This window comes from Chitinophaga caseinilytica (assembly GCF_038396765.1).
Lineage (GTDB): Bacteria > Bacteroidota > Bacteroidia > Chitinophagales > Chitinophagaceae > Chitinophaga > Chitinophaga caseinilytica.
The window spans coordinates 3609653-3629543 of record NZ_CP150096.1 but is presented as its reverse complement, the minus strand read 5'-3'; the positions used below and the strand labels follow the sequence as shown (position 1 = coordinate 3629543).

Sequence of the window (19891 nt, the reverse complement as noted above, 5' to 3'; positions counted from 1 at the left end):
TTAGTCAATAAGCCCTCAAAAGTTAATTCACACATGGACGCAAACATTCTCAGCAAGGCAGAACAGTGGCTTCACGGAGGCTATGATGCTGACACCGTATCGACTGTTGAAAAACTCATCAAGGAAAACCCGGACGAGATCACCGACGCATTTTACCGTAACCTGGAATTCGGCACCGGTGGCCTCCGCGGCATCATGGGCGTAGGTACCAACCGCATGAACAAGTACACCGTGGGCATGGCCACCCAGGGCTTCGCCAATTACCTGAACCAGTCTTTCCCCGAAGGCGTGAAAATCGCCATCGCGCACGACAGCCGCAACAACAGCCGCTTTTTCGCGGAAGTGGCGGCCAACGTCATGGCCGCCAACGGGATCAAGGTATATCTCTTCGAAAGCCTCCGGCCTACTCCCGAGCTTTCGTTCGCCATCCGCCACCTGGGCTGCCAGGGCGGCATCGTGCTCACCGCTTCCCACAACCCGCGGGAATACAATGGGTATAAGGCTTATTGGAACGACGGCGCCCAACTGGTACCGCCCCACGATAAAAACGTGATCGCCGAAGTGGAAAAAATCTCCGGCATCGGCGAAGTGAAATGGACAGGCTGGGAACAGAACATCACGCTCATCGGCAAAGAGATCGACGAAGCGTACCTCGACATGCTCAAAAGCCTCAGCGTATATCCTGAAATAGTGGCCAAACAGCACGATCTCAAGATCGTCTACACCCCCATCCACGGCACCGGCATCACCCTCGTCCCCGAGATCCTCCAGCGCTTCGGGTTCACCAACGTACATATCGTGGAAGAACAGGCCAAGCCCGACGGTAACTTCCCGACCGTGGTATATCCCAATCCGGAAGAAGCGGAAGCCATGAGCATCGGCCTGAAAAAAGCCGCTGCCATCGATGCAGACATCCTGCTGGGTACCGACCCCGATTCCGACCGCGTCGGCATCGCCGTCAAAGACCACACCGGCAAATGGATCCTGCTCAACGGCAACCAGACCGCCGTGCTGCTCTTCAATTACATCGTGGAAGGGCGCAAGCGCAAAGGGCTGTCCAAACCCAACGACTACATCTGCAAAACCATCGTTACGTCTGACCTGATCGACGTATTCGCCGCCAGCAACCAGATCACCTGCTATAATACCCTCACCGGCTTCAAATGGATCGCCGACCTCATCCGCAGAAAGGAAGGCTCGGAAAATTTCGTGTGCGGCGGCGAGGAATCGTACGGTTATATGATCGGCGACAATGTGCGCGACAAAGACGCCATCGCTTCCGTAGCCATGATCTGCGAAATGGCAGCTTATGCGAAGAACGAAGGCCGCTCGCTGTACGAACAGCTCATCGATATCTATCTCCGTTACGGATTTTACAAGGAATCGCTCATCAGCATCACCAAAAAAGGGATGAAAGGCGCCGAAGAAATTGCCGCCATGATGACGCGCTACCGCGAAAATCCGCCGGCCGTGATCAACGGCTCCAACGTGGTGAAGATTTTCGACTACCAACTGCAACACGTGACCACGCTGGCTTCCGGCGAGAAAACACCGCTCGACCTGCCGAAATCCAACGTACTGCAATTCCTCCTGGAAGACGGCAGCCGTATTTCGGCACGCCCTTCCGGTACGGAACCGAAAATCAAATTCTATTTCAGCGTGCATGAATCGCTGGACAGCGTTGCCGACCTGGAAAGAGTGGAACAGGCCCTCGACGCGAAGGTGACCAATATCATTAACGACATGCAATTGTAATGCGCCTCCAGGTCGTATCGATACACCTGACCCTGACATTATTATATAGCTCGGTATCCGCACAGGAGGCCAGCCGCCTGGGATTCTTCGAACGGCCCGACACAACCGTTCCAGCCCGGATGCTAGCCCTCAGCGCGGGTACCGTTGCTGTATCTGCGGGCTCCATGCTGGTACTGAACGAGTATTGGTACAAAGGATTTCCGCGGCGGCAGTTCCATTTCTATAACGATGCCGGCGAATGGCTCCAGATGGACAAAGCCGGCCATGTTTTCACCACTTATTTCTTTGCCAAATATAGCCGTGAACTGTGGCGCTGGACCGGCCTGCCGCGCAAAAAGCAGATCTGGTACGGAGGCCTCAGCGGGCTGGCATACCAGTCGGTGATCGAGGTGCTGGACGGGGGCTCGGCGAACTGGGGGTTTTCGTGGTCAGACATGGCCGCCAATACGCTCGGCGCCGCGGCGATGGTAAGCCAGGAATTGTTGTGGAACGAACAGCGCGTGCAGCTGAAGTTTTCCTGGTCGCCCAATCGTTATCCCGACCCTGTGCTGCAGCGGCGCGCCAACGATATTTACGGGGTGAACCTGCTGGAAAGGATGTTAAAAGACTATAACGGACAAACCTATTGGGCGTCCGTGAACCTGTCGCGCTTTTTCCCGGAGTCGCGCTTGCCGAAATGGCTCAATATTTCGTTCGGGTACGGTGCGGACGGGCTGTTTGACGCATACGAAAATGTGTGGGACGTTGCGGAAGGGCACCAGGCCGATTATTCCCACATCCGGCGGGTGCGCCAGTTTTATCTTTCGGCCGATATCGACCTCACGCGCATCCCTACACGGCGCAAAGGCATCAAAGTGCTGTTGCAGGCGCTTAATATGATCAAAATACCCGCTCCTGCGCTGGAACTCACCAGTGCCGGCAGGTTCAGGGCGCATGCCATTCAATTCTAATTCTGAGGAATTTACACCAGGTAGGCGGAAGTGATCTCCTCCCCTTCCACATCCACCATTACCATATTCTGCGGCGTAGTGGCCAGGCTGTATCCGACGAAGTCGACCGACAGCGGGAAGGATTTATGCCGGCGGTCTACCAGCACGGCTGTCTGTATTTTTTTAGGGAGATAAGCGAGGAAGGGCTTGATGGCGTACAGCATGGTGCGGCCGGAATTGGCCACGTCGTCGATCACGACGATGACTTTCCCGCTGAAATCGATCGTTTTGGACAGGGTTACTTCGCCGGGCGACAGCTTATCGAGGCGGATTTCCATTACTTCCACATCGAACGGGGCGATGCGGCGGAGGTGGTCGGCGATCTTTTGGGTGATGAGCGAGCCCCGGTCCCAGATGCCCGCGAGGATGATGGAGGGCTCGTCGTAATTGTGCTCGTAGATTTCATACGCGATCCGCTCGATCTTCTTTTCAATTACTTCCCCGGTGAGGATGACGTTCCGATTTTCCATACTAAAAAATTGTTCAGCCGTAAAAATACATAAATTGCGACAACAACCGGTCAAATCAAGGATATGCAAATTGTTTCGCAACTGCTCTTTTTCGCAGCCCTGGCCGCTGCCGTTTTTTCTTCAGCCGCAGGGCTGCCGGCATCCGCCGCAACATCCTGCTGGGGAGGGATATTGATCTGACGGACCAGCCCGGCCGCCGCTGGAACAACCTGCTGCTGCTGGCTTTCGGTCAGAAGAAGATGTTCCGCAACCCCTTGGTGGCCGTGCTGCACTTCTTCGTGTATGCGGGCTTCGTGATCATCAACCTCGAGATCCTGGAGATCATGATCGACGGGCTGGCGGGCACGCACCGCATCTTTGCGCCGGTGCTCGGGCCTGTTTACCCGGTGCTGATCGGCTGCTTCGAAATACTGGCGGTACTCGTGGCGGTTTCCTGCGCCATTTTCCTCATCCGCCGCAACATCCTGAAACTGAAACGGTTCATCAGCCACGACCTCGACGGGTGGCCGCGGTCGGACGCCAATTACATCCTCATCACCGAGATCGTGCTCATGCTGTTGTTCCTCACCATGAACACGGCCGATGGGGTATTACAATCGCGCGGAGCGGCGCATTATACGGAAACCGGCAGTTTTTGGGTGACGGGGATGTTCCAGCCCCTGTTCGAAGGATTCTCCGATTCCACACTGGTGGGCATCGAGCGGGGGGCCTGGTGGCTCCACATTCTCGGGATCCTCGCTTTCCTGAACTACCTGCCCTGGTCCAAGCACCTGCACATCATCCTCGCTTTCCCCAACGCCTATTTTGCGCGGCTGGAGCCGAACGGGAAGATGGAAAATATGCCCGCCATCCAGCAGGAAGTATTGTACGCCATGCAACCCGAACTGGCCCCTACCGACGCTTCGGCGGCGGAAGTGCCGAAATTCGGCGCCAAAGACGTGCAAGACCTCACCTGGAAAAACCTCCTCGACGCGTTTTCCTGCACGGAATGCGGCCGGTGCTCGGCAGCCTGTCCCGCCACGCAAACCGGCAAAGCCCTTTCCCCGCGCCTCATCATGATGAAAACGCGCGACCGTGCCGAAGCGGCGGGCCGCGGCGAAGCCGATAAAACGCTCCTGCGCGATTATATCACCGAAGAAGAGCTCCGCGCCTGCACCAGCTGCGGCGCCTGCGTACAGGAATGCCCGGTGAGCATCAACCCGCTGGATATCATCTTCCAGATGCGGAGGCACCTGGTGATGGAGGAATCCAGCGCACCGCAGGAATGGACCCTCATGTTCTCCAATATCGAAAACAACATGGCACCCTGGAAATCGTCGCCCGACGAAAGGGACGCCTGGATACACGCTTAAAAATATGAGTATGCAGATCAAGACCATGGCCGAATACTTTGCCGAAGGCGAAACGCCCGAAGTGCTTTTCTGGGTGGGATGCGCCGGCAGCATCGACCAACGTTCGCAAAAGATCACGCGCGCCTTCGCCGAAATCCTCACCCGCACCGGCACCAGATTCGCCGTACTGGGCAAGGAAGAAGCCTGCACCGGCGACCCCGCCCGCCGCGCCGGCAACGAGTTCCTGTTCCAGATGATGGCGTACAACAACATCCAGGTACTGAATAATTATGGCGTGAAGAAGATCGTGACGGCCTGCCCGCATTGCTTCAACACGCTTAAAAACGAATACCCCGAACTGGGCGGTCATTATGAAGTGATGCACCACACCACTTTCCTGCAGGGCCTCATCAACGAAGGCCGCATCAAAATGAAGGAAGGCGGCAGCTTCAAAGGGAAAAAGATCACTTATCACGACTCCTGCTACCTCGGCCGTGCCAACGGTATCTACGAAGCCCCCCGCGCCGTGCTCGAAGCCCTCGACGCCGAGCTCGTGGAAATGAAACGCTGCGGCAGCCGCGGGATGTGCTGCGGGGCCGGCGGCGCACAAATGTTCAAGGAAGAGGAAAAAGGGACGACCCGCGTCAATTTCGAACGGGGACGCGAAGCGGTAGACACCGGCGCGGAGATCATCGCCTCCAACTGCCCGTTCTGCATGACCATGCTCACAGACGGCGTCAAGGAAACCGGGAAGGAAGACAGCGTGAAAGTGCTGGACCTGGCCGAGCTCATCGCCCGCGACATGCAGGAATAGCCCCATTTGCCCGCGATTTCGTAAATTTGCCATTATGGATCAGATTAACATCATACAACAACTGCCCGAAGGGTTTGCCCCCGAATCCCGGGTTTGGATATACCAGAGCAACCGCCCCTTTCACGAAAAGGAAGCCGTGGAGATCGAAGAACAGTTGCACCAGTTCACTTCCCAATGGAACGCCCACGGCGTACCGGTAAAAGGCTGGGGAAAACTCCTCTTCAACCAGGTGATCGTGCTCATCGCCGATGAAACCGAAACGCATGTGAGCGGTTGCAGTACCGACAGCTCCGTCCGCATCGTGAAAAGCATCGAACGGCAATACGAAGTAAACCTGTTCGACCGCCTGCTGCTGGGATTCATCGTGAAAGACAAATTCCAGCTGCTGCCCCTGCAACAGGTGGCATACGCGCTGGAGAAGGAGTATATCACCAAAGACACGCTGTATCTCAACAATACCGTGCTGACCCTCGGCGAAATGAAAGCCAAATGGCTGATGCCGTTGAAAGACAGCTGGATCATGCAGCGCATCGGGCAAACCGCCTGATAACAGCCGCATGAAATATTTTTGAGGAAGCCCCCGCCCGGGGGCTTCTTTCGTTTATGCCCGGCATCGCAATGCCATCATCTCTTCCATCGCCGCCACCGTACAACTACTCAATCGGAAAGCAAGGTGCTTCTACGGTAGCGATCCCCCATCCGCCGGATTACTTTTGCAACCGGTCGGAAAACGCATCGAAGCGATGGCGATTCCCAAACCGAAACACCTGCATACCATCATATCCCTTCGTAAAAACCAAGATGTACATCCGTTCGAGTTATTGCCCGCATTCAGCAAGGCCGCCTGGTATGGGCGGCCTCTTCGTTAAGTACAACTACTCAGGAAAAAATTGAGCCTTTTTACTGAAAAATCCCCCTTCCCCCGAACCTAGTTTTGCATCGTAAATAATGCTTCATCATCATGCAAAAAACATTTCACCCCATCACGGAATCCATCTTCCCCCTTCAAAAAAATGAACCGGTACACATCTCCCGGTAATCGCCTCAACATTCAAAAGTCACAATCATGAAAAAACTTTTTATTTGTCTTACTGTTTGCACCATGGCCATCTGGGCCGGCTCCTGCGGCGTAGATTCCCTCCCCGAGCCCGACCGCCAGCAACAGGACGACGATGACGAAGCGCCCGACTGGAGCGGCGACATCGAGCTGTCCCCCATCATTTACACGGGCGCCCCCGGCATCGGTATCGACACCACCGAGCCCTATTACCGGTCGGTAGACACCTGGCCCGGCGTTAAACTCGTACGCAGGCCCGGACACGTTTTCGACCCGGCTTTGACCAAACTCTACGGCAATACGAATACGTTTTATGTAGACGTGCATTTCGTGAACACGACGCAAGCGCCCCGCGAGCACAAACTCCCCGCCGGCACGCTGTTCTATTCCTTCCGGAGGAACGATGCCGGGAAACGCTACCAGACCGGTATGCTCACGCAAGACGTAACCGTCACCGTTCCGCCTACCGGTCCGCAGAAAGACACCATGACGATCTATGTAGGCGTGGTCAGCATCAACAAAAACGCACCTTCGCCCCTTTCCGCGAAAAACGCGAACAAGAATTATCCCATCCTGCTGAACGCATACGATATGATCGGCTGGACTGACCACAATTCCCTGCTCGAAATCGGCCTGTACCTCGATCATTTCCCGAAACTGAAGCTCACCCGGCATTGCACCCCGACAGACCTGGCGAAGCCCATCGCCGATCGCCCGGAATGGATGCGCGCGTACGGCCACATCCAGGAAGCGGTGTACCAGGTCACGGACGGCGATGGCATGTCGCTGGAGGAAATGACGGAGCTGACGAAGAAACTGGTCCCGTATATGAAAGACAAGTAAGATTAAAGTACACATACATCCTGTAACAGTAACCCCGAAAATCCGCAACAGAAAGCCGCCCATAGAGGCGGCTTTCTACTTGAGTAGAATTACCGGAAAATGCAATCACGAATTAGTACGGTGAAAACGGGTGGTTTGATGGAATACCTTTGCAGCGATGCAGCGGCACAAACTGCATCCGGCGCGCCGGTTGGGGCTGAAGGGGCTCTCCGGGCGCCGGTATCCTTGGAAATCATGCGCTGATGAGCGAACGCGCGAGCGCCTCCTTTGCGGGGCGCTTTTTTCGTTTATTTTGAAGTACGGGCCGGCTTTGCTACTTTAGCTGACATGCAAACTCACCTGGAAGTTATGAAGGGCGACATCACCAAAGTGAAGGCAGATGCGATCGTAAACGCGGCCAATACATCCTTGCTGGGCGGCGGTGGTGTGGATGGCGCTATTCACAAGGCCGGAGGCCCGCAAATCCTGGAAGCGTGCAGGGAAATCAGGAACCGGCAGGGCGGTTGTAAGGTAGGCGAAGCGGTTATTACGACAGCGGGCAACCTGGACGCGAAGTTTGTCATTCATACCGTAGGGCCCGTCTGGAACGGCGGCAAATCGGACGAAGAAACGCTGCTGGCCAACGCATATCGCAACAGCCTCCGGCTTGCCCAGGAAAACGGCGTTACTACTATCGCCTTCCCGAATATCAGTACCGGTATTTACAGGTTCCCGAAAGATAAAGCAGCGGAAATCGCCGTGGCTACCGTCCGTGAATTCCTGCAAGAGCCGGGAACGCTGGAACGGGTGACGTTCGTTTGTTTTGATGAGGAGAATTATCAGCGCTATGCCGACCTGCTGAAAAACGCATCGTCATAATTTTCCTTACCGTTTTCATTTCCGTTGATGGGCAGCCCCTTCCCTCTTTAATTCCGCATCCAGCAGCCGGTTCATCTCATCAGCCACTTTTTTCGCGCGCATAATTGCTTCGGTACGCGGATAGCGGTTGCCGAAGTTAAAGGTGTTGTTGGTGGGAAGATAAGCCAACGCTACCAGGCGCCCGTTTTTCAGGCGGAGCCGCAGGGTGCGCGGAAGGGAACGGCGGATGTAATGCAAGCGGTCGGGCCGGCTGCCGCGCTCGCTGGAAGTGAGACCTGCGACAGCTTTCAGGGGAAAGGTACGGCGTGTAAAAATGTTGGGCCGGATGGTGAGGGTTTTCGCCCGTTTATCGATCCATAGTATCCTGCCTGTAGCGCTCACAACCCGCGACCAACAATCGGCCGCCAGGAGCACCGTGATGATCGTGATGAAAACCCCAAACACAATGCTCCCTCCTCCCATTTCGTCTCTTTGAAAGACAAAGGCCGTCAGCCATGCGGCGCCACCAGTAAAAAGTAGGGAAAAGAAAAGGTCGAACCAATCCTTAAACGACCTGCGGAACCACAGTTCTGCTGCTTCAGGCGTTTCGATGATGCGGAAATTATCGATTTCGGTTTGCATGGAATTTTCAGGGGTTAGAATCAGGATCCCAAGGTAAATTTAATTCGCAGGATCAGTCCATCCCGATTAATGGATACGCTTTCCCGGTTAACGGAGCGGGTATTGGCGGTTTACCTGTGCTGTGCATTGGGCCTTGTCCTCGAACCCTTTGGCACCTATGCCCGGACATAAAAAAAGCAAACGCCCTCCGACGTTTGCCTTTCCATTGAGCGGGAAACCGGGCTCGAACCGGCCACCCTCAGCTTGGGAAGCTGATGCTCTACCAAATGAGCTATTCCCGCTGATCTTCCCCGTTTTTTGCGGGGAAGAGGACAAATATACTATTGTTTGCGACACAAAAACAAATATCCCGCCGCGAAAATTTTAGCGGCGGCACAAACCCGCGCCGCCGCTATGTTTGCTATTTCTTCACCAGTTTTTGATGGACCGCTTTATTGCCATGCCGCAGCTGCAGGATGTACATGCCGGATGGATGTTTCGCCACCCCGAAAGTAGCCCTGTGCTGGCCCGCAGGCTGTACGGCATCTGCCAGGAGCGCCACTTGCCGGCCCTGCACGTCGAACAGCGCGAGCTGCACCCTGCCTTCATGTTTAAGCGTGTAGGTCACTGTCAGCTCGTTGCCGAAGGGGTTCGGGAAGCTCGCTAAAAGTTCGCCTTCCTTCGCCGGTTCGGGCAGTTTCGCCATGGCGATCGCCGTCGGTGCGAGACTTTGCGTATGCGTCAGGATGAGCTGAGGAACATTGCCGCCCGCTTCGTCTGACCGGAAGGTCAGGATCGGCGTGGAAACCGCCGTGGCCTGGATGGCGAACGATACCGTGTTCCTGCCGGCCGCCCTTTCAGCGTTCACATAACTGGTCACGTCCCAATTGTAGGGCCGGGGCACCGAGTCGGTCACCGTAACCGTTGCCAATGCGGATGCGCCGGCGGCCGGCTTGTTGTTCCAGTTGATGGTGCTTTCCGTCCACGAAGTGGTAGCCACACCGCTGGCGGTAAGGGGGATGTTCGCGCTGCGATTGTCCGTCAACCCGCCGAACAGCCTGATCTTCACATCGCTCACCGTTCCGGTGATACCGGCGGTATTGAAGGTGAGATAGGTGATACGGTCGTTGCCCGCCGTGGGTGAACTGTTGAGCTTCACGACAAGTGCGTTGGGATCGGTAGTGCCATGCGTCACCGCAGCGTTGGTGCCATTGCGCACATAAGCGTCGTGAATGGCCGTCAGCGCCGTTTCCACCGTTCCTCCCCCACCACCTGTCGTAAATTTCACTTCGGTGTAGCTGTTCCATAAGTTCACGCTGTTGCCGTGGCCGAGGATGCGGATGTATTTGGCCTGCGTTGCCGGAATGTTGAACGTTTCCAGCGCCAGCGAAGTACCGCTGCTGCTGAGGCCCGCCGCCACCGTGTTCCAGCTGCTGCCGTTGTTGCTCGCCTGAATGTCGAAGTTGGATGACCGCACGTTGCCGTTGTAGAATGCGATCTGCACCGCCGTCACGTTGAGCGTATCGCCCAGGCAGAATGCGATCCATTGGCCGTCGCCCTGGAACGACCAGCGCGTGGCCAGATCATTGTCGAGCACATTGGCCGCCACGTTGCCGTCGTCGCCACTCGCGGTTACCGGTTCACAGGGCGGTTCGGTACCGCCGTCTCCCGCGATCACCGACAGCAGCGGCGGGTTGGAACCGAACTCGCTGGCATTCCAGAATATCCGCGGATCATGTGCCGCCTGGCTCTTCAGCGCAAACGACACCTTGTTGCGGCCGGCAGCTTTCTCGGCCTGCACATATGCCGTAACATCGAATTCGTAATAGGCGAACGCCGCATTGGTTACGATCACCGAAGCCAGTGGATTGGCGCTGGTAGCGGGTTTGTTGTTCCAGGTGAGCGTGTTCTCCGTCCACGTGGTGTTCGCCACCGAATAAGCACCTACGCCTACCGAAGGCACCGTCGTCAGATCGAGTTTCCCATACACCTTCAAAACCACCGAAGCCGGCGGACCGGTAATGCTGCCGAGATCGAACTGCAGATAGCTTTCGCGGGCGTTGTTCACCTGCCCTGCGGGCGAAACTTTGGTGATGAGCAATGTGGAATCGGTGGTACCGTGGGTGATGGCGGCATTCGTTCCATCGCGCACATAAGCGTCGTGCACAGGCAGGAGGTTCACGGGCGCGGGCGCCGTTTTGAACACCGCCGTGTAGGTAACGGGATTATCGCCGACCGTGATGTTCTGCACGCGCGGTCCGCCATGTTCCCAATAATCGAAAACATACGTAGTGCCGTTCAGCACCTGCGGGCTCACCGCCGCCATGGGCCGCACCATGCCCGAAAGGGAATTCTGGACGTGGGGCGTGGTATAGGGAATGTCGTTCAGCGTGATGGTAAGTCCAGCAGGAACCGACTGCAAACTTACATCCGACGTCACCGGGAAAATCTCGACGAACGTCGTGTCTTTGCCTCCCTGTGAATCCGTTACTTCCAGATAAAGCCGGTACCAGATATCGGTTTCGGTATGGCCTTGCGTGGAAATGGGAAAACTGCCCGATACAGCGCCGGGCGTCAACGCAGGACCGGGGTGATGGTGATTGGCGTGATGGAAATCCACCCACCAAACGAACGCCGAAGCCGGCAAGGTGCCATCTTCCGCATCGGAACCGCTGCCGTTGTAACTGATCACGTCTCCTCCCCTGAACACGGAGCCGTTCGCCGGACCTGCGATCGAAGCCACAGGCGCCGTGTTGGGCGCGGTTACGGTGAGGGTGGCACTGGTGCTGGTCACGGATCCCGCGCTGTTGGTCACCACCACGTTATACGAACCGGCGATGGCGGGTTGTACGTTATTGATGGTGTACGCGGCAGCCGTGGCCCCGGCAATATTGGCAGCGCCTTTTCTCCATTGGAACGTGGGCGCCGGTGTGCCACTTGCCGAAACCGTGAAGGTGGCGTTGCCGCCCTGGGGCACGGAAATGCTTTGCGGTTGCGCGGTGATGACGGGCGCCGCGCTGCCGGTGTAAATGATCTTGTAAAGCGTGTTATTGGCCCTGCGGAGGAAATACAGATCGCCGTCTGTGCCCTGCTTCATGGTGGTGAGCTCGTCGCTGAGCGCGGAAGCGAAGCCGTTCCGGGTCGCTGGCGATGCGGGGTTAATGTAATCGATCCAGGAGCCGCAATAATCGAGGAAGAAGTATTTGCCGTGATAGGTAGCCGGCCAGTTGGTGTTGGTGGCCGCGAGGAACGTGCCGCCGTTGATGGCGCATCCTTGTCCGTTGGGTGGATTGGTGGTGCGGTTGGTGGCGTACACATAGATGGGGTTGGTGAAGCCCGTGCAGCCGGAGGTGCAATTCCCTTCCTTTGTGGGCCATCCGAAATTGCGGCCTCCGGTGGTGGCGTCGTTGATTTCTTCCCAGGTGGCTTCGCCCACGTCGTTGACGTAGATTTTTCCGCTGACGGGGTCTGTGGCGATGGTGAAGGGGTTCCTGAGGCCGTAGGCCCATACCCTGCTGCGCTGGGCGCCGCCGGTGAAGGGGTTGCCGGATGGCACGGAGCCGTCGGTGTTGATGCGGAGCACTTTGCCGAGGTAGCTGTCCAGGTTCGAGGAATTGGCGCCTACCTTGTTATCGCCCGTGGCGATGAGGAGCTTGCCGGAGTTGTCGAATGCCAGGCCGCCGCCGTTGTGATAGATGGCGCTGAGGGTGGGCATATCGAGCAAAGCCAGTTCCGACTGCGCGAGGTCGCCGTTCATGGTGAAGCGGCTCACGCGGTTGTGGGGGCCCGACGACGAGGTGTAATACAGGTAAATGTAGCTGTTGGTGGAAAAGGCGGGGTCCACTGCGATGCCGATCAATCCCCTTTCCCCGCTGGTATTGACCGATAGGGAAACGGCGGGGGTAGACAGGAGGCTGCCGTTCTTGAACACCCGCAACTGCCCGTTTTGCTGGCAAATGAGGACGCGCCCGTCGGGCAGGAAGGCGAAGGATGTGGGGCCGGTCAAGCCACCCGTTACGCTCACCCGCGAGAAGTTGGCGGGCAATGTTTGTGCATACGATTGCATTAAAAAGGAAAGGAATAGCGCGAGCAGGGCGGTGACTGGCCGCCGGCAGTTGTCGAGGACAATTTTCGTCATAAGGGATCGGGTTTATAATTGTTAACAAAAAGCGGATAGTGGGTACGATGCTCGACTGCAGGGGATTTACGGCTAACAATCCATAACGGGAACAATACTTCCGGGTTTAGGTAGTTTCAATACAGCATATAGTCAGGTTCGCAAAAACTTAAACAGACCGGCAACGGCGCGGCCCCTGGCGCAGGATCAACTCTTTCCTAAATTATGCAATCGTTTGCATTCAGCCAGATAGTTTTTTAACCTTTTCCGGTATCATTTTGCGGGGCGTGTATTTCCATCCCCCGGATCCCGCCACCCGCCCGGGTGCGTTCCCGCCCCGTGATTAGTCCCTCTTTTTCCGTGATTCACCCTGTCATTCTGTCATTTTTTTACTATTTTTGCTGTTCAAAATTTTGACAGGCATGCTGGAAACAGTTCAGAAAGTACATGACGAGAGCCGCCAGGGCGAAGCTATCGCCCCGAATTCGGGTGATAGCCAGACCTATGCAAAAAAATTCTATATCGAAAGCTATGGTTGCCAGATGAATTTCAACGACAGTGAAATCGTCGCCTCCATCCTCAATACACAAGGCTTCGGCGCCACCCGCAACGTCGAAGAGGCGGACCTCGTCCTCCTCAACACCTGCTCCATCCGCGAAAAAGCGGAACAAACCGTTCGCCAGCGCCTCACCGAGTTCAAGAAAACCAAGCAACAGAAACCCCACTTCCTCGTGGGCGTGCTCGGTTGCATGGCCGAACGCCTCAAATCCAAATTCCTCGAAGAGGAAAAACTGGTAGACCTTGTAGTAGGCCCCGACGCATACCGCACCCTCCCCAGCCTCATCGAAGAAGCCGGCACCGGCCAGAAAGCCATCAACGTGCTCCTCAGCCGCGAAGAAACCTATGGCGACATCAGCCCCGTGCGGCTGGACAGCAACGGCGTCACCGCCTTCGTATCCATCATGCGCGGCTGCAACAATATGTGCACTTTCTGTGTTGTGCCTTTTACCCGTGGCCGCGAACGCAGCCGCGACCCGCATTCCATCATGGCAGAAGCCACCGACCTTTTCGAACGCGGCTACCGCGAAGTGACGCTCCTCGGCCAGAACGTGGACTCCTATTACTTCGTGGACGAAGCCGGCAACGAAACCGTTACCTTCGCCCGCCTCATGGAAAAAGTGGCGGAGATCAGCCCCCTCCTGCGTGTGCGCTTCAGCACCTCCCACCCGAAAGACATTACCGATGAAGTGCTGCACACCATGGCCCGGCACGAAAACATCTGCAATTATATCCACCTTCCCGTGCAAAGCGGCTCCACCCGCATTCTCCAATTGATGAACCGCACCTACACCCGGGAATGGTACCTCAAAAAGATCGACCGCATCCGCGAAATCCTCCCCGGTTGCGCCATTTCCACAGACGTCATCACCGGCTTTTGCACGGAAACGGAAGAAGACCACCAGGACACGCTTTCCGTCATGGAATATGCCAAATACGATCTCGCCTACATGTTCGCCTATTCCGAACGCCCCGGCACCCTCGCCGCCCGCCGGTACCAGGACGATGTGCCGGAAGACGTGAAAAAGCGCCGCCTCGCCGAAATCGTTGCCCTTCACCGCGGCCATTCGCTCGACAGCATGCGGAAAGACGTAGGCAAAACCTTCAAAGTGCTCGTGGAAGGCACTTCCAAGAAATCGGACACGCAACTGTTCGGTCGCACCGACCATAACAAAGTAGCCGTGTTCGACAAATCCGACCTCCGTAAAGGCGAATACGTGATGGTCAAAATTGATGACTGTACGGCAGGCACCCTCATCGGTACCGTTGTGGGCCGCTGCTGAAAAAACATATTATAGAATGGACAATATTCAAAGCATAAAAAACCGCTTCGGCATCATCGGCAATTCGCAGTCGCTCAACTACGCGCTGCAGGTAGCCGCGCAGGTCGCCAATACAGACCTGACGGTGCTGATTTCCGGCGAAAGCGGGGTGGGCAAGGAAGTATTCTCCCAGATCATCCATGCATTGAGCGCCCGTAAGCACAATCCTTTCATCGCCGTGAACTGCGGCGCCATCCCGGAAGGCACGATCGATTCGGAGCTGTTCGGGCATGAAAAAGGATCTTTCACCGGCGCGGTAGATAATCGTAAAGGTTATTTCGAGACCGTGAACGGCGGCACCATCTTCCTCGACGAGATCGGGGAAATGCCGCTCGGCACCCAGGCGCGCCTGCTCCGCGTGCTGGAAACCGGCGAATACATCCGCGTGGGCTCCTCAAAAGTGCAGAAAACCGATGTGCGCGTGATCGCCGCCACCAACCGCGACCTGCTCGAGCGTACGCAACAAGGCAAATTCCGCGAAGACCTCTATTACCGCCTCAATACCGTTCCCATCCGCGTGCCTTCGCTGCGCGACAGGAAAGAAGATATTCCCATGCTCTTCCGCAAGTTCTGCGTGGATTTCGCGGAGAAGTACAAAACGACTTCCATCCAGCTGAACGAAGAAGCGCGGGACGTGCTCGTGAATTACCCCTGGCCCGGGAACGTGCGCGAACTGAAGAACATCGCCGAGCAGATTTCCGTGCTGGCACCCGAGAAGCTGGTGACGGCAAACGACCTGCAACACTTCCTGCCGGAGCAGCCCACCGTCAACCGCCTGCCCATGCTGGCGCCGGGCGGCCACCAGGGCAACGGCGATTTCGCTTCCGAGCGCGATATCCTTTACAAACTTTTCTTCGACATGAAGAAAGATGTGACGGAACTGAAAAAGATGTTTTTCGAAGTGCTGCAAAACCCGAATATGGCGCAACACGCCGCCTACGCGGATTCCGGCGCACTGGCGGGATCGTATCAGCCGGCCGAAGCTCCGGTGATGACAACCCCCAACATCATCGCCGCACCTGCCACCGCGCAACCGATCATCCTGAAAGACAATGCCATCGATCATCATGAAGAGGTGGAAGAAACGCTTTCCATCGCCGACAAGGAAAAAGAACTGATCGAAAAGGCGCTGCGCAAGCATAAAGGGAAAAGGAAAGATGCCGCGCTCGATCTCGGTATTTCGGAACGCACCCTGTACCGTAAACTGAAGGAGTATAACATTCATGAATAAACGACCTATGTCCAGATACATCGCCCTGCTGGCGGGCCTGGCCCTTTGGGCAGGCATCGGTGGCTGTACCATCAAGTATTCCGCCAGCGGCGCCCGCATCGACCCTGCGGCAAAAACCGTACTGGTGCGCTTTTTCGAGAACCGTGCACCGCAGAATAACCCGCAGCTGAGCCAGAACATCACCGAAAAGCTCCGCCAGAAGATCCTCGCGCAGACACGCCTCGCCCAAACCAACGACCAGACGGCCGATTACGAGTTCCGCGGCACCATCACGGGCTATTCCGTGTCCAACTCCGCGGTGACCAATATCGATAAACCGGCTTCCGCCCGTTTGACCATCACCGTGAACGTGACCTTCATTACCCGGGTGGGCGACAAAAAAGGCGGATTTACCAACCAGTCGTTCTCCCGTTCGGCCGACTTCAACGCCCAGCGTACGATCGCCGAGTCGGAATCCGCGCTGATCGCCGAGATCGTCCCCAACCTGGTAGACGATATCTTCAACCGGGCCTTCGCGAACTGGTAGCCTTTCTTTGATTTAGACATTATTTTCATATTTTAGCGCACATGACGCCAAACAGGATCATAGATCATATTTTTCACGAAGATGAGCTGCGGAACGTAGACCAGCAGGCGCTGGAGCGTTTGGTGGAGCAGTACCCGTATTTCGCGGCCGCCCGGGTCCTGCTGGCGCAAAAACAATTCGCATACACACCGGATTTCCAGAACCCGGTTTTCAAGGCGGCACAGCTGTATACCAGCACGCCGCAATACCTTTACCAGCTGGCATCCGAAAATGCGCCCGCGGAAGCCCCGGCCCCTGCGGCCGAACCGGCAGACGCCTGGCAGTCCGGCGAAATTGCCGTGCAAGACGCGGTAAACGGCCAGGACCAGGCCATTATCGATAACGTGGAAGCCGCGGCCGACCAGCAGCCTGCCCTTCACAGCCCATCGCTGGAAGCGGAAGTGGACGAAGAAGAATCCACGCTGCTCGACGAACTGGAGGCGCCCGCCCCTGCGGCGGATTCCCGGACAGCCTGGGAAAGCAACGCCGTTCCGGAAGGACCGGCACTGCTGCCGGAAGAGAAAATCGTGTTGCAGACCGAGGAAAACGGGATCAGCGCCGAAGACCAGGCCATCCTGGACGAACTGGAAGCCGAAGACCGCGCCGCTGCCGCCGCCCTCGTTGCCGATACTTCCCACATCGCTGCACCGCCTACGGAAGTAGACGAAGTGGTAGCGGTAGATTATGAAGCGGAAGCTGATAAAGCTGCTTTTGATGCCGCCCGCAACCTGGAAGTGCCCGACGACGTGGTGTCTGTGGATTATGAAGCGGAAGAAGAGAAAGTCGCGTTTGACGCCGCCCGCAACCTCGAAGTGCCCGACGATGTGGTGTCTGTGGATTATGAAGCGGAAGAAGAGAAAGTCGCGTTCGATGCCGCCCGCAACCTCGAAGTACCCGACGACGTGGTGTCTGTGGATTATGAAGCGGAAGAAGAGAAAGTCGCGTTCGACGCCGCCCGTAACCTCGAAGTGCCCGACGACGTGATTGCGGTGGATTATGAATCCCTCCGCACGGAAGCGCCCGCCGTGTACGAACCGGAAATAGAAGAAGAGGAAATAGAAGTCCCGACGGGCCATGCCCCCGAAGGCCATGGCATTGCCATTCCGCCCGCGCCGGAAGCCGCCCATCCCCACGAGCCCGCTGTTTACGAACCGGAGATCGAGGAGGAGGAAGTGGAAATCCCCACGGGCCAGGCCCCCGAAGGCCACGGCATCGCTATTCCGCCTGCGCCGGAAGCCGCCCATCCCCACGAGCCCGTTACTTACGAACCGGAGATCGAGGAGGAGGAAGTGGAAATCCCCACGGGCCAGGCCCCCGAAGGCCACGGCATCGCTATTCCGCCCGCGCCGGAAGCTGAGCCCGCCGACGGCGAAGCGCCCATCCGCATCCACCCCATGGACGCACCTGCCCAGGAAACCGAGCTTACCTTCCAGCCCCTGTTCACGGAAGACTATTTCGCATATAAAAAACTGAAAGAGCCGACTAACGCTGAAAGCATGACCGCAAAAGCCGCCGCTGAAATGAGAAGCTTTACCGACTGGCTCCGCCAGATCAAGGACAACTTCGCCGGAAAAGCCACCAAAGACTGGTACCATCAGCAATTGCACAAACTTTACGAAGACGACGACCCGGAAGTGACCGAACGCGTGGAAGCCATGGCCATACAGTCTATCACCCTGAACGACGACATCGTTTCCGAAACGCTGGCCGAGATCTGGGTACGGCAAAATCAGCCTGAAAAAGCCATCGCCGTTTATCAAAAATTAAGTTTGCTTAATCCGGGCAAAAAAGCGTACTTTGCGCAGAAGATTAAAGACTTACAAAACAATTGACAACTCATAACTAGTAGCTAATATGTTGATTTTCTTTGGAATATTGATTGTGATTGCCTGTATTCTGCTTGGCTTTTTCGTATTGGTACAAAACCCCAAAGGCGGCGGTCTCGCCGGTAACCTCGGCGGTTTTGGCAACCAGGTGATGGGCGTTCGCCAAACGACCGACGTGCTGGAAAAAGGCACCTGGGTACTGGCGGCCGTTATTGCCGTTTTATGCCTTACTTCTACCATGTTCATCGGTTCCGCAGGCACCGGCGGCGGCAGCAACATGCCCCAGAGCGCCAGCGAACGTGCACACAGCGCAGCTCCGGCTAACAACGCCACTCCGCTCCCCGGCGCACAACAGCAGGCCGCTCCTCCGGTTCAGCCCGCCAACGACTCCGCCAAACACTAAATATTCCTTCCGAATAATATTTACAAAGACCTCGCCGTTAAAAGCGGGGTTTTTTGTTGACTATACTCCGCCTTCTATCCAATATGCGTAACAAAACCAAAAAGAACACTTCTCCCTGGGTGCGCCGGATCGCTATCATCGGCTCCTGCCTTATCGCAGGCGCACTCGTGATAGCGGCATACCTGCTCATGGGGCCCAACACCCGCTCCTTCGGCGATAAAAAGTACTTTTACATTCCTACCGGCAGCCGGTACGAAGATGTGTTGAAAGGCTTGCAGGAACAGGAGATCATTTCCTCCCGCGCCACCTTTAACATCGTGGCCCGCCAGCTCGGATATCCCTCCCGCGTGAAAGCAGGACGGTACGAAATCAAAAAAGGAATGGGCAACCTCGAGATCGTCCGCATCCTCCGCAGCGGCCGCCAATCGCCCGTGCGCCTCGTCATCAATAAACTCCGGCTGAAAGACGATTTCATCCGCCTCGTTTCCAACAACCTGGAAGCGGATTCTACCGCCATGCGCGCCATTATGGAAGACGCCGTGTACCTCCGCCAGTTCGGGCTCGATTCCACCACCGTGATGTGCGCCATCGTACCCAATACTTACGAGTTTTACTGGAACACCTCCGCCGCCAAAGTTTTCGAAAAGATCGAAGAAGGCTACGCTGATTTCTGGAACGAAACGCGCCGCAGCAAAGCCACCGCGCTCAACCTCACCCCCGTTCAGGTAACCGTGCTCGCCTCTATCGTGGAAGAGGAAACCAACCGGCACGACGAGAAACCCGTCATCGCCAGCGTATACCTCAATCGGCTGCGGACCGGCATGAAGCTCGGTGCCGACCCCACCGTCAAGTTTGCGTTAAGAAATTTCGCGCTGCGCCGGATTTACAATGTCCATACCGAATTCGATTCTCCGTATAATACCTACCGTTATTACGGCCTCCCTCCCGGCCCGATCTGCACGCCTTCCGCCAAATCCATCGACGCCGTGCTGACGCCCGCAGAAACGGATTACCTCTATTTCGCCGCAAGGCCCGATGGTAGCGGATATCATTCTTTCGCGGTCACGTTTAAGGAGCATCTCGACAATGCGCGCGCCTACCAGAAAGGCCTCAACGCGAGGGGCATCAAATAATTCGTATTTTTACGGCGGT

The 19891-nt window shown here is 56.5% G+C and carries 16 protein-coding genes and 1 tRNA gene; 13 read left to right on the top strand and 4 right to left on the bottom strand.

Annotation, left to right across the window (positions count from 1 at the left end; all coding sequences use genetic code 11):
• The first annotated feature begins 33 nt into the window (after positions 1-33).
• Positions 34-1755 (top strand): phospho-sugar mutase, encoded by a 1722-nt coding sequence (locus WJU22_RS14785; protein ID WP_341838955.1) that lies wholly within the window; start codon positions 34-36, stop codon positions 1753-1755.
• Between the two features lie 119 nt (positions 1756-1874).
• Complete coding sequence (locus WJU22_RS14780; protein ID WP_341838954.1) at positions 1875-2705, top strand: DUF2279 domain-containing protein; 831 nt, start codon at positions 1875-1877, stop codon at positions 2703-2705.
• Positions 2706-2716: 11 nt separating this feature from the next.
• Here WJU22_RS14780 and WJU22_RS14775 read toward each other — a convergent pair whose 3' ends face one another.
• The gene (locus WJU22_RS14775; RefSeq protein ID WP_341838953.1) at positions 2717-3214 is read right to left on the bottom strand and encodes a phosphoribosyltransferase family protein; all 498 of its coding nucleotides are present in this window, start codon (positions 3212-3214) and stop codon (positions 2717-2719) included.
• A 239-nt stretch (positions 3215-3453) separates the two neighbouring features.
• On the opposite strand from WJU22_RS14775, the gene WJU22_RS14770 reads away from it, so the two are divergent.
• The 5 genes from WJU22_RS14770 to WJU22_RS14750 all read left to right on the top strand — a co-directional run bounded on the left by WJU22_RS14770 (position 3454) and on the right by WJU22_RS14750 (position 8117).
• Positions 3454-4566 (top strand): (Fe-S)-binding protein, encoded by a 1113-nt coding sequence (locus WJU22_RS14770; RefSeq protein ID WP_341838952.1) that lies wholly within the window; start codon positions 3454-3456, stop codon positions 4564-4566.
• Positions 4567-4576: 10 nt separating this feature from the next.
• Positions 4577-5359, top strand: coding sequence for a (Fe-S)-binding protein (locus WJU22_RS14765; protein WP_341838951.1), 783 nt, complete (start codon positions 4577-4579; stop codon positions 5357-5359).
• 34 nt (positions 5360-5393) lie between these two features.
• Positions 5394-5906 (top strand): hypothetical protein, encoded by a 513-nt coding sequence (locus WJU22_RS14760; protein WP_341838950.1) that lies wholly within the window; start codon positions 5394-5396, stop codon positions 5904-5906.
• 519 nt (positions 5907-6425) lie between these two features.
• Positions 6426-7259 carry a hypothetical protein gene (locus WJU22_RS14755; protein WP_341838949.1) on the top strand — a complete coding sequence of 278 codons (834 nt, stop codon included), beginning with the start codon at positions 6426-6428 and terminating at the stop codon, positions 7257-7259.
• Between the two features lie 327 nt (positions 7260-7586).
• Positions 7587-8117: an O-acetyl-ADP-ribose deacetylase gene (locus WJU22_RS14750; RefSeq protein ID WP_341838948.1), complete on the top strand. Its 531-nt coding sequence runs from the start codon at positions 7587-7589 to the stop codon at positions 8115-8117.
• A gap of 15 nt (positions 8118-8132) precedes the next feature.
• Here the strand turns inward: WJU22_RS14750 and WJU22_RS14745 are convergent, their stop codons facing one another.
• From WJU22_RS14745 to WJU22_RS14735, 3 genes are all read right to left on the bottom strand, one after another.
• On the bottom strand, positions 8133-8738 hold the full coding sequence (locus WJU22_RS14745) for a hypothetical protein (protein WP_341838947.1): 606 nt from the start codon (positions 8736-8738) through the stop codon (positions 8133-8135).
• Between the two features lie 208 nt (positions 8739-8946).
• A tRNA-Gly gene (locus WJU22_RS14740) sits at positions 8947-9019 on the bottom strand.
• Between the two features lie 119 nt (positions 9020-9138).
• Positions 9139-12855 carry a DUF7594 domain-containing protein gene (locus tag WJU22_RS14735; RefSeq protein WP_341838946.1) on the bottom strand — a complete coding sequence of 1239 codons (3717 nt, stop codon included), beginning with the start codon at positions 12853-12855 and terminating at the stop codon, positions 9139-9141.
• 401 nt (positions 12856-13256) lie between these two features.
• Between WJU22_RS14735 and miaB the strand changes: the two genes are divergently transcribed.
• From miaB to mltG, 6 genes are all read left to right on the top strand, one after another.
• Positions 13257-14675 carry a tRNA (N6-isopentenyl adenosine(37)-C2)-methylthiotransferase MiaB gene (miaB, locus tag WJU22_RS14730; protein ID WP_341838945.1) on the top strand — a complete coding sequence of 473 codons (1419 nt, stop codon included), beginning with the start codon at positions 13257-13259 and terminating at the stop codon, positions 14673-14675.
• A 16-nt stretch (positions 14676-14691) separates the two neighbouring features.
• Positions 14692-15945, top strand: a complete 1254-nt coding sequence (locus WJU22_RS14725; protein ID WP_341838944.1) for a sigma-54 dependent transcriptional regulator — start codon at positions 14692-14694, stop codon at positions 15943-15945.
• Positions 15946-15952: 7 nt separating this feature from the next.
• The gene (locus tag WJU22_RS14720; RefSeq protein WP_341838943.1) at positions 15953-16471 is read left to right on the top strand and encodes an LptE family protein; all 519 of its coding nucleotides are present in this window, start codon (positions 15953-15955) and stop codon (positions 16469-16471) included.
• Positions 16472-16512: 41 nt separating this feature from the next.
• Positions 16513-18342, top strand: a complete 1830-nt coding sequence (locus WJU22_RS14715; protein ID WP_341838942.1) for a hypothetical protein — start codon at positions 16513-16515, stop codon at positions 18340-18342.
• Positions 18343-18391: 49 nt separating this feature from the next.
• Entirely contained in the window at positions 18392-18739 is a 348-nt protein-coding gene (gene secG / locus WJU22_RS14710) for a preprotein translocase subunit SecG (RefSeq protein WP_341838941.1), read from the top strand.
• Between the two features lie 83 nt (positions 18740-18822).
• The gene (mltG, locus tag WJU22_RS14705; protein WP_341838940.1) at positions 18823-19872 is read left to right on the top strand and encodes an endolytic transglycosylase MltG; all 1050 of its coding nucleotides are present in this window, start codon (positions 18823-18825) and stop codon (positions 19870-19872) included.
• The last annotated feature ends 19 nt before the right edge of the window (positions 19873-19891 follow it).

Coding starts and splice junctions, on each gene's coding strand:
- WJU22_RS14785 (WP_341838955.1), top strand. CDS start 34: ATGGACGCAAACATTCTCAGCAAGGCAGAACAGTGGCTTCACGGAGGC.
- WJU22_RS14780 (WP_341838954.1), top strand. CDS start 1,875: ATGCTAGCCCTCAGCGCGGGTACCGTTGCTGTATCTGCGGGCTCCATG.
- WJU22_RS14775 (WP_341838953.1), bottom strand. CDS start 3,214: ATGGAAAATCGGAACGTCATCCTCACCGGGGAAGTAATTGAAAAGAAG.
- WJU22_RS14770 (WP_341838952.1), top strand. CDS start 3,454: ATGTTCCGCAACCCCTTGGTGGCCGTGCTGCACTTCTTCGTGTATGCG.
- WJU22_RS14765 (WP_341838951.1), top strand. CDS start 4,577: ATGCAGATCAAGACCATGGCCGAATACTTTGCCGAAGGCGAAACGCCC.
- WJU22_RS14760 (WP_341838950.1), top strand. CDS start 5,394: ATGGATCAGATTAACATCATACAACAACTGCCCGAAGGGTTTGCCCCC.
- WJU22_RS14755 (WP_341838949.1), top strand. CDS start 6,426: ATGAAAAAACTTTTTATTTGTCTTACTGTTTGCACCATGGCCATCTGG.
- WJU22_RS14750 (WP_341838948.1), top strand. CDS start 7,587: ATGCAAACTCACCTGGAAGTTATGAAGGGCGACATCACCAAAGTGAAG.
- WJU22_RS14745 (WP_341838947.1), bottom strand. CDS start 8,738: ATGCAAACCGAAATCGATAATTTCCGCATCATCGAAACGCCTGAAGCA.
- WJU22_RS14735 (WP_341838946.1), bottom strand. CDS start 12,855: ATGACGAAAATTGTCCTCGACAACTGCCGGCGGCCAGTCACCGCCCTG.
- miaB (WP_341838945.1), top strand. CDS start 13,257: ATGCTGGAAACAGTTCAGAAAGTACATGACGAGAGCCGCCAGGGCGAA.
- WJU22_RS14725 (WP_341838944.1), top strand. CDS start 14,692: ATGGACAATATTCAAAGCATAAAAAACCGCTTCGGCATCATCGGCAAT.
- WJU22_RS14720 (WP_341838943.1), top strand. CDS start 15,953: ATGTCCAGATACATCGCCCTGCTGGCGGGCCTGGCCCTTTGGGCAGGC.
- WJU22_RS14715 (WP_341838942.1), top strand. CDS start 16,513: ATGACGCCAAACAGGATCATAGATCATATTTTTCACGAAGATGAGCTG.
- mltG (WP_341838940.1), top strand. CDS start 18,823: ATGCGTAACAAAACCAAAAAGAACACTTCTCCCTGGGTGCGCCGGATC.